This window comes from Enterobacter sp. JH25 (assembly GCF_021725435.1).
In the GTDB taxonomy this organism is placed as follows: domain Bacteria; phylum Pseudomonadota; class Gammaproteobacteria; order Enterobacterales; family Enterobacteriaceae; genus Enterobacter; species Enterobacter intestinihominis.
In genome coordinates this window covers 901651-915610 of sequence record NZ_CP091319.1, presented here as the reverse complement: position 1 = coordinate 915610, position 13960 = coordinate 901651, and the positions used below count along the sequence as shown (strand labels likewise).

Below are 13960 nucleotides of genomic sequence, written 5' to 3'. Positions count from 1 at the left end.
TACCAGCCACGGGAGAAAGTGGTATTCTCAGATGCATCTCGCAAGCCCGTCTTGTGGTAACGATTAACCTGCTAACCCTGTGACCTGCAACATTGTTTTGCAGCGCAACGACAAGGAGACCTATCGTGTCTGAACTGTCTCAATTATCTCCACAGCCGCTGTGGGATATTTTTGCCAAAATCTGCTCCATTCCGCACCCTTCCTATCACGAAGAACAGCTTGCCGAACATATTATGGGCTGGGCAAAGGAAAAAGGTCTGCACGCTGAGCGCGACCAGGTTGGCAATATTCTCATCCGCAAACCTGCCACCGCAGGTATGGAAAACCGTAAGCCAGTGGTATTGCAGGCGCACCTGGACATGGTTCCGCAGAAAAACAACGACACCGTTCACGACTTCACAAAAGACCCGATTCAGCCGTACATCGACGGTGAGTGGGTGAAGGCGCGCGGCACGACCCTGGGCGCAGATAACGGTATTGGTATGGCTTCCGCGCTGGCCGTGCTGGCTGACGACAGCGTTGAACACGGTCCGCTGGAAGTGCTGCTGACCATGACTGAAGAAGCGGGCATGGATGGCGCGTTCGGTCTCCAGGCAAACTGGCTGCAAGCGGACATTCTGATCAACACCGACTCCGAAGAAGAAGGTGAGATCTACATGGGCTGCGCGGGCGGGATCGATTTCATCTCTACCCTGCAGCTGTCCCGCGAAGCGATTCCTGCCGGTTTCGAGACCTTTAAGCTGACGCTGAAAGGGCTGAAAGGCGGTCACTCCGGCGGCGATATCCACCTGGGCCTGGGCAACGCCAACAAACTGCTGGCGCGTTTCCTGGCGGGCCATGCCGCTGAACTGGATCTGCGTCTGGTGGACTTCAACGGCGGCACTCTGCGTAACGCGATCCCTCGTGAAGCCTTTGCGACCGTGGCGGTGCCTGCGGCGAAAGCGGAAGAACTGAAAAACCTCTCCAGCCTGTATCTGGATATCCTGAAAAACGAGCTGTCTGAGAAAGAGAAAAACCTGACGGTGGTACTGGAGTCCGTTACAACGGATAAAGCCGCGCTGACCGCACAGTCTCGTGACACGTTCGTCCAGTTGCTGAACGCAACGCCAAACGGCGTGATCCGCAATTCTGACGTTGCAAAAGGCGTGGTTGAAACCTCCCTGAACGTGGGCGTAGTGACCATGGGCGACGACAGCGCAGAGATCATTTGCCTGATCCGTTCCCTGATCGACAGCGGTAAAGAGTACGTTGTGAGCATGCTGAAATCTCTGGGTACCCTGGCGGGCGCGAAAACGTCTGCAAAAGGCAGCTACCCTGGCTGGCAGCCGGATGCAAGTTCTCCGGTCATGGCACTGGTGCGTGAAACTTATCAGAGACTGTTCAACAGCACCCCGAACATTCAGGTTATTCACGCGGGTCTGGAATGTGGTCTGTTCAAGAAACCGTATCCGGATATGGACATGGTCTCCATCGGGCCGACCATCACGGGGCCACACTCCCCGGATGAGCAGGTTCACATTGAAAGCGTCGGTCACTACTGGACGCTGCTGACTGAGCTGCTGAAAGCAATCCCTGTTAAGTAATAAGCCGTTTGATGCCCGGTGGCGCTTCGCTTACCGGGCCTACGATTAGCCTAATCTACAGTCCCAGCACCAGCTGACGCTCCAGCTGCGGATCCAGCAATGTGACGTGCAGCCCCACCAGCCTTACCCCTCGTCCGCCCCGCCGCTCTTCCCATGCCTTTTTTGCCGTCGCAATAAGATCCTCTTTGTTGAGGCGTGGCCAGACGTGCTCCTGCGTCGTCTGCTGAAAATCGTTAAATTTCAGTTTGATGCCCTGTCGTGCAATAAGCAGATCTGGTTTGACCTTCAGTAAGCGTCGTTCAAGCTCAGGATAGAGTTGTTCCGTAATAATGGTTTCACACTCTGCCCAGTCATGGATATCTTCGCTCAGCGTGCGTTCAACGCCGACCGATTTACGCAGCCGTTCGTTGTTCACATCCCGGTCATCAATGCCCTGACTGCGTTCCCACAGTACGCGGCCAAACTTACCAAAACGCTTAAGCAGCAGCGCCAGATCGCTGCGCTGAACGTCTTCACAGGTGCGTAGCCCCATATTTTCCAGCTTCGCGGCGGAGACTTTACCCACACCGGGGATTTTGCTGAGCGGCAGCGTCTTTAAAAACGCCGGAACCTCTTCCGGGGTGATGACGTACTGGCCGTTGGGCTTATTTAAATCGGAGGCGATTTTGGCGAGAAATTTTATCGGCGCGACGCCTGCCGATGCCGTCAGGTTCAGCTCGTTAAAAATAGTCTGGCGGATCTCCTGCGCCATCAGGGTGGCGGAGCCGTGGCAGTGCACGCTGTGGGTGACATCCAGATAGGCTTCATCCAGCGATAACGGTTCAATCAGAGAGGTGTAGCGGGAGAAGATCTCCCGAATGTGGTTCGATGCTTCTTTATAGGCATCAAAACGTCCGGGCAAAAGAGTGAGATGCGGGCACAGTTTCAGCGCCATCGCTGTCGGCATGGCGCTGCGCACACCGTATTTGCGAGCAGGATAGTTGGCGGTGCTGATGACACCGCGCTGAACCCGGCTGCCGCCAATGGCGATGGGAATATCCCGCAGCGCCGGGTTGTCACGCATCTCCACTGCGGCAAAAAAGCAGTCCATATCGACATGGATTATTTTGCGCATAGTAAGCCCTCACTCATTACTGGATAAGTATACAGTAAACAAATGAGGGTTGAGAAGTATGCGTGGGAATTGTCGGGTGGCGGCGTTGCCTTACCCGACATACAAAACTAAATAATGCGTTGCTGCTCGCGAGCCATCCGTTTTTTTCGCGCATCGCACGGTTCCGGACAATCGCATACTTTTTCCATTCCGATGGAAGATATACCTCCACAGCTGCCCTGGATGCTTTTACGCTTGATGATCCAGCCTAAGGACATCCCGAATATCACCAGTACAAACACCGCAAAGGTCGCCAGAAAGGTCAGCATAATCAGCCTCCGAAATCATCGAGCATGATGTTCTCATCTTCCACGCCAAGATCTTTTAGCATCTTAATCACGGCAGCGTTCATCATTGGCGGGCCACACATATAAAACTCGCAATCTTCCGGTGCCGGGTGCTGTTTGAGGTAATTTTCATACAGCACGTTGTGGATGAAGCCCGTATAACCTGTCCAGTTATCTTCCGGCTGCGGATCGGATAACGCCACATGGAAGGTAAAGTTAGGGTTATCACGTGCCAGTTGTTCAAACTCATCGTCATAGAACATTTCGCGCAGTGAACGCGCCCCGTACCAGAAGCTAATCTTGCGCTTGCTGCCAAGGCGTTTGAGCTGGTCAAAGATATGTGAACGCATCGGCGCCATACCCGCACCGCCGCCGATAAAGACCATTTCCGCGTCGGTGTCTTTGGCAAAGAATTCGCCGAACGGGCCGGAAATCGTCACTTTGTCACCAGGCTTGAGGGACCAGATATAGGACGACATGACGCCAGGGGGTGCATCAGGCGCATTCGGCGGCGGCGTGGCGATACGCACGTTGAGCATAATAATGCCCTTCTCTTCCGGGTAGTTAGCCATGGAATAAGCGCGAAGCGCGGGCTCTTTTACTTCGGAAACAAAGCGGAAGAGGTTAAATTTATCCCAGTCGGCCCGGTACTCCTCGGGCACGTCGAAGTCAGCATACGCCACGGTGTGTGCCGGACAATCAATCTGAATATACCCACCCGCACGGAACGGGACGCTCTCCCCTTCAGGAACGCGCAGCTTGAGCTCTTTAATGAACGTGGCTTTATTATCGTTAGAGATAACTTCGCACTCCCATTTTTTCACGCCGAAGATCTCCTCCGGCAGCTCAATCTTCATGTTCTGGCGCACAGCGACCTGACACGCCAGACGGCAGCCCTCTTTAGCTTCACGCTTCGTGATATGCGACAGTTCTGTTGGCAGAATATCCCCGCCACCCTCTTTCACCTTCACACGGCATTGTCCACAGGAGCCACCGCCGCCACAGGCAGACGAGACAAAAATCCCGTTGCCGGAGAGCGTATTAAGCAGCTTATCCCCTGCCGGGGTACGGATCTGATTCTGCGGATCGTCATTGATATCAATGATCACATCCCCGGAATTCACCAGCTTCGCACGCGCCGCCAGGATCAGCCCTGACAGCACCAGTACTATCAGCGTGAACATCACCACGCCAAGAATAATTTCCATCTTTTAGCCCTTATAGCTGCACACCGGAGAAGGACATAAAGCCCAACGCCATCAGGCCGGTGGTGATAAAGGTGATCCCTAAGCCACGAAGCCCCGCAGGTACGTTGGCATATTTCATTTTTTCACGGATCCCCGCCATGGTGACAATCGCCAGCATCCAGCCGATACCGGAACCGAAACCATACACAACCGATTCACTGAAGTTGTAATCGCGCTGAACCATAAATGAGACGCCGCCGAAAATGGCGCAGTTCACCGCGATTAGCGGCAGGAAGATCCCCAGTGCGTTGTACAGCGACGGGAAGTATTTATCGAGGATCATCTCCAGGATCTGAACAAGCGCCGCAATCACCCCGATAAAGGTGATGAAGTTCAGGAAGCTAAGATCAACGCCCTCCACCAGCGCGCCATCGCGAAGCACGAAGTTGAACACCAGGTTGTTAATCGGAACGGAAAGCCCCAGCACAACAGTGACCGCCACACCCAGACCGAATGCCGTCGATACCTTCTTAGAAACAGCAAGGAACGTACACATGCCCAGGAAGAAAGCGAGCGCCATGTTTTCAACAAACACCGCGCGCACAAATAAACTCAAGTAATGAGCCATCGTCGGTTACTCCTTTTCCTGCTGTTCAGGCTTCAGCGTACGAATCAGCCAGATCAGCAAACCGATAATGAAAAATGCGCTTGGTGCCAGCAGGAACAGGCCGTTCGGCAGATACCAGCCGCCGTTCTGTACCGTATCCAGCACCGGAATGCCAAACAGTTTGCCGCTGCCAATAAGTTCGCGCAGGAAACCAACCGTCAACAGGATCACACCGTAACCCAGCCCGTTGCCTATACCGTCCATAAAGCTCGCCAGTGGCGGCATTTTCATCGCATAGGCTTCAGCGCGCCCCATCACGATACAGTTGGTGATAATCAGGCCGACAAACACCGAAAGCTGCTTCGAGGTTTCATAAGCGAAGGCGCGCAGAAGCTGATCAACCACGATCACCAGCGAGGCGATGATCGCCATCTGGACAATGATCCTCACGCTGTTGGGTATGTGGTGGCGGATCATTGAGATAAACATGCTGGAAAACGCTGTCACCAGCGTTACCGCCAGCGTCATGACCACCGCCGTTTCCAGCTTGGTGGTTACCGCCAGAGCCGAGCATACGCCCAGCACCTGAAGCGTTATCGGGTTATTGGCTAAAAGTGGGCCAATCAGCACCTTTTTAACTTCTTTCAGTTCACCCGTATCAGCCATTGTTCAGCGCTCCTTCACGTACATTCTTCAGGAAGGGACCAAAGCCCAGTTCACCCATCCAGAAATCAAAGCTGTGCTGCACCCCATTAGAGGTGAGCGTGGCGCCGGAAAGGCCATCAACGGCAAATTCATCACCGGGACGCGCTCCTCCTTTCACCACCTTCAGCGCAGGCTGGCCGTTATCATCGAGCACTTTTTTACCGACAAACTGTGCCCGCCAGTTAGGGTTCTCAACTTCGCCCCCCAGCCCTGGTGTTTCGCCCTGATCGTAATATGTAATGCCTTTGACCGTACGGCCATCGGTATCCAGCGCCACAAAGGCGTACATCATTGACCATAAACCGTTGCCATAGATGGGCAACACGATTTCCTGGATGCGCTTTTGCTCGTCGCGGACGAGGTAAATCTCCGCGACATTGCTGCGGCGCTTAATGCCTGCCGGATCCTGCGAGGCGTCAAGCATGGTGCTCATCTGCGGATCTTTTAGCGCCAGCGCCTGGTTATATTTCGCCGGGTCTTTATCCATTAACTCCCCGGTTTTTAAATCCACCAGCCGTGCGGTAATGCGTTCGGCAAACACCGCTGCGACGTCATCCTTCGTCATGCCTTCCTGCATCAGCCCGGCAACGGCAAGGATGTTACGCTGTTTATCCAGCGCACGTTGCTCCTGCTGTAGCGGTTTCAACCCAACGGCAGAACCGGCCACGACAATGGAACAGACCAGACACAGTACCAGCACCACCAGCAGCGTTTTGCTGATACTGTCGTTATTTTTGATCTCAGCCACGCGCCTTCCTCCGCTTAATGTTGGCGCGCACGACCAGGTAGTCGAACAGCGGCGCAAACAGATTGGCAAACAGAATGGCCAACATCATCCCTTCCGGATAGGCCGGGTTGACCACGCGAATCAGTACACACATCACCCCAATGAGCGCGCCGTAGCACCATTTTCCTCTGTCGGTAAACGAAGCCGAGACGGGATCGGTGGCCATGAACATCATGCCAAACGCAAAGCCTCCCAGCACGAGGTGCCAGTACCACGGCATGGAGAACATCGGGTTAGTGTCTGAACCAATGAAATTGAAAAGCGTGGCGGTGAGGACCATCCCAAGCATGACGCCAGCGACAATGCGCCAGGACGCCACGCGGCCAAAGAGGATGATGGCTCCGCCGATCAAAATCATCAGGGTAGACACTTCACCGATGGAGCCTGGAATATTGCCAATAAACGCATCAAACCAGGTGACAGGCTGTCCGGTTGCATTGTTAACCAGCGTTTCGCCGCCGCCAGCCGCCCACTGTGAAAGTGGCGTCGCGCCGGAGAATCCGTCTGCTGCCGTCCACACCAGGTCGCCCGAGATTTGCGCCGGATAAGCAAAGAACAGGAACGCGCGCCCTGCCAGTGCCGGGTTGAGGAAGTTGCGTCCGGTCCCGCCGAAGATCTCCTTGGCAATCACCACGCCAAAGCTGATCCCCATCGCCGCCTGCCAGAGCGGCAGCGTTGGCGGAACAATCAGCGCAAACAGAATAGAGGTAACAAAGAAGCCTTCGTTTATCTCATGTTTGCGAATAATAGCGAACAGAACCTCCCAGAAACCGCCCACAATAAAGACAGTCATATAGATGGGGAGGAAGAAGACAGCGCCCAGCGTCATCATGCTGATCCAGCCTGCATCTGCCGCAAAGCTCACCCCCAGCGACTGCGCCAGACGATAGTGCCAGTCAGACTGAATCACCTGCGCCAGCTGCTCTGCATCGTACATATGGTGCAGCGCCGGAATAGTCTGCAACCCAACGTTATACATCCCCCAGAACATGGCCGGGAAGACCGCAAACCAGACCAGAATCATCATTCGCTTGAGGTCGATGGCGTCGCGAACGTGCGCCGCGCCTTTCGTCACCAGACCCGGGGTGTAGAAAATGGTCGTTGTCGCTTCATACAGCGGGTAGTACTTTTTGAGCTTCCCTTCGGTAAAGTGCGGCTCAATTTTTTCAAAGAGGTGTTTTAAGCCCATGGTTATCCTTCCTGCTCAATGCGGGTTAACACCTCGCGCAATACGGGTCCATATTCGTATTTACCTGGACACACATAGGTACACAGCGCCAGATCTTCCTCGTCCAGCTCCAGACAGCCCAGCGCCTGGGCACCGTCGGTATCGCCGGCCAGCAGATCGCGCAGCAGCACAGTGGGCAGAATATCCAGCGGCATCACGCGTTCGTAGTTGCCAATCGGGACCATGGCGCGCTCACCGCCGTTGGTGCTGGTGGAGAAGTTAAACAGCTTACGACGCAAAAAGTGGCCGAGCGTGGTACGGGTTACCGAGTATTTTTCTGCGCCAGGCAGCACCCAGCCGAACAGCTCTTTCTCGCGCCCTTCAAGCACCACGCTCACCTGAAGATGGAAACGACCCAGCCAGGCCATCGGGCCTGTCGCGTGTCTGCCGCTCAGCACCGAACCGGAAATAATGCGGTTTTCACCTTCTTTCGTTTCGCCAGCCAACAGCGCCGTCAGGTCTGCCCCAAGCAGCGTGCGAACCAGACGCGGTTGGGTTGCCTGAGGGCCGCCGATGGCAATAATGCGTTCTGCGCACAGCTCACCCGTGGTGAAGAGCTTACCGATAGCGATCACGTCCTGATAATTAAGATGCCAGACCTGTTTCGTCAGGCTTACCGGCTCCAGGAAATGAATATGCGTTCCCACCAGCCCGGCCGGATGCGGGCCGGCAAATTCATTAAAGGCGACCTGCCCTTGCGGATGCCCGCCCAGCTTACCGCCGCTGGCCTGGCAGACATGCACTTTGCCCGGCGTCAGGCGCGTTAACACGGTGAGGCCGGCATCGAAAGCTTTGCGTTCCGCCAGGATAAGAGGCTGCGGATCCGCGCTGAGCGGGTTAGTGTCGATGGCCGTAACGAAGATAGCGGCTGGCACAGTGCCAGGTACGGGCGTTTTGCTATAGGGACGCGTGCGAAGCGCCGTCCACAGTCCTGACTCCAGCAGTTGCGTCTGCACCGCGTCGTGGCTGAGGGTAGCGAGATCGGCGGCGTCAAAACGCGCAAACTCGCGTTTTTCGTCACCTTCAATTTGAATGACAACCGACTGCAGGACGCGACGCTCACCACGATGGATGGCGGCAACGGTGCCGCTGGCAGGGGCTGTAAACATAACGCCAGGATTTTTTTTATCCTCGAAGAGTGCCTGGCCTTTTATTACACGATCGCCTTCCTGTACCAGCATCGCGGGGCGCATGCCCACGTAATCATCACCCACAATAGCGACATGATGAATACTGGCGCCGGTCGTTACGTGCTGTTCAGGCACGCCAGAGATTGGCAGATCGAGTCCTTTTCTGATTCTAAACATGTGGTTAGCAGGTATCCATGAACAACAATCCAGAGAGGCCGGAGTGTACCATTTTCGGCCCTGCCAAGGGCAGTAAATCCGCCGTCTGGCGCGCCGAAATGCGAGCTATTGCGCAAAGTTCCTGGAGTCAGGACAATATGAATGGGTTATAAAGTAAAACTAATTTGTAAACGCAAAGGTTGGCTCTTGCGAAAATCTCCATCGGTGCTAATGTGAGCGCTCCTGTCCAGATTAGTCTGATTTCGGGTGTCTTTTGCCGTTCTGGCAAGTTGGTCATTGTTTTATCAAGGAACCAGTAGTATGCGTAAAATCGCATTGTTCATTGCGATGCTTCTGATACCGTGCATGTCGTTTGCCGGGCTGCTTGGCAGTAATAGTTCAACGACGCCGGTCAGCAAAGAGTATAAACAGCAGTTGATGGGATCCCCTGTTTATATTCAAATCTTCAAGGAAGAGCGCACACTCGATCTGTTTGTCAAAATGGGCGAGACGTATCAACTGCTCGATAGCTACAAAATCTGTAACTATTCTGGCGGACTGGGGCCGAAACAGCGCCAGGGTGACTTCAAAAGTCCGGAAGGGTTTTACAACGTTCAGCGTAACCAGCTAAAACCGGACAGCCGCTTCTATAAAGCGATTAACATCGGTTTCCCCAATGCCTTCGACCGTGCGCACGGTTACGAAGGGAAATACCTGATGATCCACGGCGCCTGCGTGTCTGTCGGCTGTTATGCGATGACGGATTCCGGCATTGATGAAATCTTCCAGTTTGTCACGGGCGCACTGGTCTTCGGCCAGCCGAATGTTCAGGTCAGCATCTATCCGTTCCGTATGACGGATGCCAACATGGCGCGCCATAAGTACTCTGTTTACACAGATTTCTGGAAACAGCTAAAACCGGGTTATGACTACTTCGAGCAGACCCATAAGCCGCCGGTGGTGTCCATCGTCAATGGCCGTTACGTGGTGAGTAAACCGCTCAGCCATGAAGTGGTTCAGCCTCAGCTGGCGTCAAATTACGCGGTCCCCGAGACAAAATAGCGCCCACTCGCCTGGCATGATCTTTTGCCAGGTTTCATTGCCCGTCAGCGGCTGCGTTGCAATGACAGTGACCACATCGTTCGGTGTGGTCTCCTTCTGAAAATCAATTTCCACATCCTGATCGAGCAGCGTGGCGACGCCAAACGGCGCACGTCGGGTGATCCAGAACAGATTCGTCGAGCAGAATGCCATCACGTAGCGTCCGTCAGACAGCAGCATATTAAACACGCCCTTCTCGCGTAACTCAGACGCCAGTGACGCTATGTACTTAAATACTGCGGTCATGTTGCCGGGCGTACGGGGGTAGCGCTCGGTCAGCTTGTGCAGCAGCCAGCAAAATGCTTTTTCGCTGTCCGTTTCACCGACAGGACGAAAATTGCCGGTTTCCAGTGATTTATAGCCCGAGAGCTGCCCGTTGTGCGCATAGGTCCAGTTACGTCCCCACAGTTCACGGGTAAACGGATGGGTATTTTCCAGCGCCACTTCGCCGCGATTGGCCTGGCGGATATGGGCGATCACCGAACAGGATTTAATAGGATAGTCCTGCACCAGTCTGGCAATGGGTGAGTTAAAGCTGGGTTGTGGATCTTTAAACGTGCGACATCCTTTGCCTTCGTAGAAGGTGATGCCCCAGCCGTCTTTATGCGGCCCGGTTCCTCCACCGCGCTGAACCAGCCCGGTGAAACTAAAGCAGATATCGGTTGGCACATTGGCGCTCATCCCGAGCAGTTCGCACATAGAACACCTCCACAACAGCGGGGGGCACCGGCGCCCCCCAGCGAAGTCTTACTTAACCATCTCTTTTTCGATCAGTTGGATCAGGATGTGGATCACTTTGATGTGAATTTCCTGAACGCGATCCGCATAACCGAAGTGTGGTACACGGATTTCAATGTCCGCTGTACCGTCCATCTTACCGCCATCTTTCCCGGTCAGGGTGATCACTTTCATGCCCTTCTCACGCGCGGCGGCGATCGCTTTGATCACGTTAGCGGAGTTACCGGACGTGGAGATCCCCAGCAGCACGTCGCCTTCACGGCCTACGGCTTCAACGTAGCGGGAAAAGATATGGTCGTAACCGAAGTCGTTGCCTACACAGGAGATGTGGCTCACGTCGGAAATCGCAATCGCCGGGTAGCCCGGACGGTTTTCGCGATAGCGTCCGGTCAGCTCTTCGGCGAAGTGCATGGCGTCACAGTGGGAACCGCCGTTACCGCAGGAGAGCACTTTACCGCCAGCTTTGAAGCTGTCGGCAAGCAGGACCGCCGCGCGCTGAATAGCGTGAATATTGGCATCATCTTTCAGAAAATTCGCCAGCGTTTCCGCCGCTTCGTTCAGTTCGTTACGAATAAGATCCTGGTACATGAGGATAATCCTTCAGTATTGATGAAATAACACAGTGGAGTGTACCGGATAGCAGTAAAAGCGAGAAGCTAAAGCCATGCGAATAGTCCGGCGTTTTGATTTTTTGTGCCGGCTAAAACGCGAACAATGTGAACCAGGTTGTAATTATTTTGTAAACACATTGCTAAAGGAAATGACATCAACTACAACCATATCATCACAAGTGGTCAGACCTCCTACAAGCAAGGGAGCTTTTCTTTATGATGATTTTGAGCATTTTCGCAACCGTTGTGCTGCTCGGGGTGTTGTTCTATCACCGTGTCAGTTTATTCCTGAGTAGCCTGATTCTTCTGGCCTGGACGGCTGCACTTGGCGTCGCTGGCCTGTGGAATATCTGGGTACTTGTTCCCCTGGCAATCATTTTGCTGCCGTTTAACCTGACGCCGATGCGTAAGTCGATGATCTCCGCGCCGGTGTTCAAGGGATTCCGTAAAGTGATGCCGCCGATGTCGCGCACGGAGAAAGAGGCGATTGATGCGGGCACGACCTGGTGGGAAGGCGATCTGTTCCAGGGCAACCCGGACTGGAAAAAGCTGCACAACTACCCGCAGCCGCGTCTGACCGCCGAAGAACAAGCCTTTATTGACGGCCCGGTGGAAGAAGCCTGCCGCATGGCGAACGATTTTGCCATCACTCACGAAATGGCCGACCTGCCGCCTGAGCTGTGGGCATATCTGAAAGAGCATCGCTTCTTCGCGATGATCATTAAGAAAGAGTACGGCGGTCTGGAATTCTCCGCTTACGCTCAGGCTCGCGTCCTGCAAAAACTGGCGGGTGTTTCCGGGATCCTGGCGATCACCGTTGGCGTGCCAAACTCCTTAGGCCCGGGCGAGCTGTTACAGCATTACGGTACGGAAGAGCAGAAAGATCACTATCTGCCGCGTCTGGCGCGTGGTCAGGAAATTCCGTGCTTCGCGCTGACCAGCCCGGAAGCCGGTTCTGATGCCGGTGCGATCCCGGATACTGGCGTGGTCTGCATGGGCGAATGGCAGGGCGAACAGGTGCTGGGCATGCGCCTGACCTGGAACAAACGTTATATCACCCTGGCGCCTATCGCCACCGTACTCGGTCTGGCGTTCAAACTTTCTGACCCGGAAAAACTGCTGGGCGGTGATGAAGATCTGGGCATTACCTGTGCGCTGATCCCAACCTCGACCCCGGGGGTTGAAATTGGTCGTCGTCATTTCCCGCTGAACGTACCGTTCCAGAACGGCCCGACTCGCGGTCAGGATATCTTTGTGCCGATTGACTACATCATCGGTGGTCCGAAAATGGCTGGTCAGGGCTGGCGTATGCTGGTGGAATGTCTGTCGGTGGGCCGCGGCATTACACTGCCATCGAACTCTACCGGCGGTCTGAAATCGGTGGCGATGGGGATTGGGGCTTACGCGCATATCCGCCGTCAGTTCAAAATCTCCATCGGCAAGATGGAAGGTATCGAAGAGCCGCTGGCGCGTATTGCGGGCAATGCCTACGTGATGGACGCCGCAGCCTCGCTGATTACCTACGGTATTATGCTGGGCGAAAAACCTGCCGTGCTGTCGGCGATTGTGAAGTACCACTGTACCCACCGCGCACAGCAGTCAATTATTGATGCAATGGATATCGCAGGCGGTAAAGGCATTATGCTTGGCGAAGGCAACTTCCTGGCGCGCGGCTATCAGGGCGCACCGATTGCCATCACCGTGGAAGGGGCAAACATCCTGACCCGCAGCATGATGATCTTCGGCCAGGGGGCGATTCGTTGCCATCCGTACGTGCTGGAAGAGATGGCCGCCGCGCAGAATAACGACGTGGATGCCTTCGACAAGCTGCTGTTCAAACATATCGGTCACGTTGGCAGCAATGAAGTTCGCAGCTTCTGGCTCGGCCTGACGCGGGGGCTGACCAGCGCGACGCCGACCCGCGATGCAACCAAACGTTACTACCAACACCTGAACCGTCTGAGCGCTAACCTGGCGCTGCTGTCTGACGTCTCCATGGCCGTTCTGGGCGGAAGCCTGAAGCGTCGCGAACGCATCTCCGCCCGTCTGGGTGATGTGCTGAGCCAGATCTTCCTGGCCTCTGCGGTGCTGAAACGCTACGACGATGAAGGCCGTCAGGAAGCGGATCTGCCGCTGGTGCACTGGGGCGTGCAGGATGCGATGTATCAGGCGGAACAGGCGATTGACGACCTGCTGGCAAACTTCCCGAACCGCTTCGTGGCGGGCGCCCTGCGCGCGGTGATCTTCCCGACCGGTCGTCACCATCTGGCACCGTCTGACAAGCTGGATCATAAAGTGGCGAAGATCCTCCAGGTACCAAGCGCAACCCGTTCCCGTATTGGCCGTGGTCAATACCTGGAACCTACCCCGCATAACCCGGTAGGTTTGCTGGAAGAAGCGCTGCTTGATGTGATGGCCGCCGACCCGATTCACCAGAAGATCTGCAAACAGCTGGGCAAAAACCTGCCGTTTACACGACTGGATGAGCTGGCAAAACAGGCGCTGGCGGGTGGCATCATCGACAACAGCGAAGCTGCGATTCTGGTGAAAGCCGAAGAGAGCCGTCTGCGCAGTATTAACGTGGATGATTTCGAACCAGAAGAGCTGGCGACTCAGCCGGTAAAGCTGCCAGAGAAGCACCGCAAACCTGAAGCGGCATAAGGTATTTTGCTCTCACAAACCCCGCC

Annotated in this window: 13 protein-coding genes; 3 read left to right on the top strand and 10 right to left on the bottom strand. The window is 55.0% G+C overall.

Annotated features, from left to right (window positions below):
- Positions 1–125 precede the first annotated feature (125 nt).
- Positions 126–1583: a cytosol nonspecific dipeptidase gene (pepD, locus tag L2Y28_RS04340; protein ID WP_022647147.1), complete on the top strand. Its 1458-nt coding sequence runs from the start codon at positions 126–128 to the stop codon at positions 1581–1583.
- Positions 1584–1638: 55 nt separating this feature from the next.
- Here pepD and dinB read toward each other — a convergent pair whose 3' ends face one another.
- The 8 genes from dinB to L2Y28_RS04300 form a co-directional block, all read right to left on the bottom strand.
- A complete protein-coding gene (dinB, locus tag L2Y28_RS04335; protein WP_022647146.1) occupies positions 1639–2697 on the bottom strand; it encodes a DNA polymerase IV in 1059 nt (352 codons plus the stop codon).
- Positions 2698–2804: 107 nt separating this feature from the next.
- On the bottom strand, positions 2805–3005 hold the full coding sequence (gene nqrM, locus L2Y28_RS04330) for a (Na+)-NQR maturation NqrM (protein WP_003863212.1): 201 nt from the start codon (positions 3003–3005) through the stop codon (positions 2805–2807).
- Positions 3006–3007: 2 nt separating this feature from the next.
- Positions 3008–4231 (bottom strand): NADH:ubiquinone reductase (Na(+)-transporting) subunit F, encoded by a 1224-nt coding sequence (gene nqrF / locus L2Y28_RS04325; RefSeq protein WP_022647145.1) that lies wholly within the window; start codon positions 4229–4231, stop codon positions 3008–3010.
- A gap of 10 nt (positions 4232–4241) precedes the next feature.
- Positions 4242–4838, bottom strand: coding sequence for an NADH:ubiquinone reductase (Na(+)-transporting) subunit E (gene nqrE / locus L2Y28_RS04320; RefSeq protein ID WP_003863217.1), 597 nt, complete (start codon positions 4836–4838; stop codon positions 4242–4244).
- A 6-nt stretch (positions 4839–4844) separates the two neighbouring features.
- A complete protein-coding gene (locus tag L2Y28_RS04315; RefSeq protein ID WP_003863219.1) occupies positions 4845–5483 on the bottom strand; it encodes an NADH:ubiquinone reductase (Na(+)-transporting) subunit D in 639 nt (212 codons plus the stop codon).
- Positions 5476–6270, bottom strand: a complete 795-nt coding sequence (locus L2Y28_RS04310; RefSeq protein ID WP_022647144.1) for a Na(+)-translocating NADH-quinone reductase subunit C — start codon at positions 6268–6270, stop codon at positions 5476–5478. Before L2Y28_RS04310 ends, L2Y28_RS04315 begins: the two co-directional genes overlap by 8 nt.
- Positions 6263–7498 carry an NADH:ubiquinone reductase (Na(+)-transporting) subunit B gene (locus tag L2Y28_RS04305; protein WP_022647143.1) on the bottom strand — a complete coding sequence of 412 codons (1236 nt, stop codon included), beginning with the start codon at positions 7496–7498 and terminating at the stop codon, positions 6263–6265. The genes L2Y28_RS04310 and L2Y28_RS04305 overlap by 8 nt, the downstream gene beginning before the upstream one ends.
- 2 nt (positions 7499–7500) lie before the next feature.
- Positions 7501–8844: a Na(+)-translocating NADH-quinone reductase subunit A gene (locus L2Y28_RS04300; protein ID WP_022647142.1), complete on the bottom strand. Its 1344-nt coding sequence runs from the start codon at positions 8842–8844 to the stop codon at positions 7501–7503.
- Between the two features lie 300 nt (positions 8845–9144).
- Here L2Y28_RS04300 and dpaA point away from each other — a divergent pair, with 300 nt between their 5' ends.
- Complete coding sequence (gene dpaA / locus L2Y28_RS04295; RefSeq protein ID WP_006810008.1) at positions 9145–9885, top strand: peptidoglycan meso-diaminopimelic acid protein amidase; 741 nt, start codon at positions 9145–9147, stop codon at positions 9883–9885.
- Here dpaA and L2Y28_RS04290 read toward each other — a convergent pair.
- Together L2Y28_RS04290 and lpcA are read right to left on the bottom strand one after the other, a co-directional pair.
- Positions 9856–10623, bottom strand: a complete 768-nt coding sequence (locus L2Y28_RS04290) for a class II glutamine amidotransferase (protein WP_017383120.1) — start codon at positions 10621–10623, stop codon at positions 9856–9858. The genes dpaA and L2Y28_RS04290 overlap by 30 nt on opposite strands.
- 48 nt (positions 10624–10671) lie before the next feature.
- A complete protein-coding gene (gene lpcA / locus L2Y28_RS04285; RefSeq protein WP_003863232.1) occupies positions 10672–11250 on the bottom strand; it encodes a D-sedoheptulose 7-phosphate isomerase in 579 nt (192 codons plus the stop codon).
- Positions 11251–11489: 239 nt separating this feature from the next.
- Between lpcA and fadE the strand changes: the two genes are divergently transcribed.
- Positions 11490–13934 carry an acyl-CoA dehydrogenase FadE gene (gene fadE / locus L2Y28_RS04280; RefSeq protein ID WP_022647140.1) on the top strand — a complete coding sequence of 815 codons (2445 nt, stop codon included), beginning with the start codon at positions 11490–11492 and terminating at the stop codon, positions 13932–13934.
- The last annotated feature ends 26 nt before the right edge of the window (positions 13935–13960 follow it).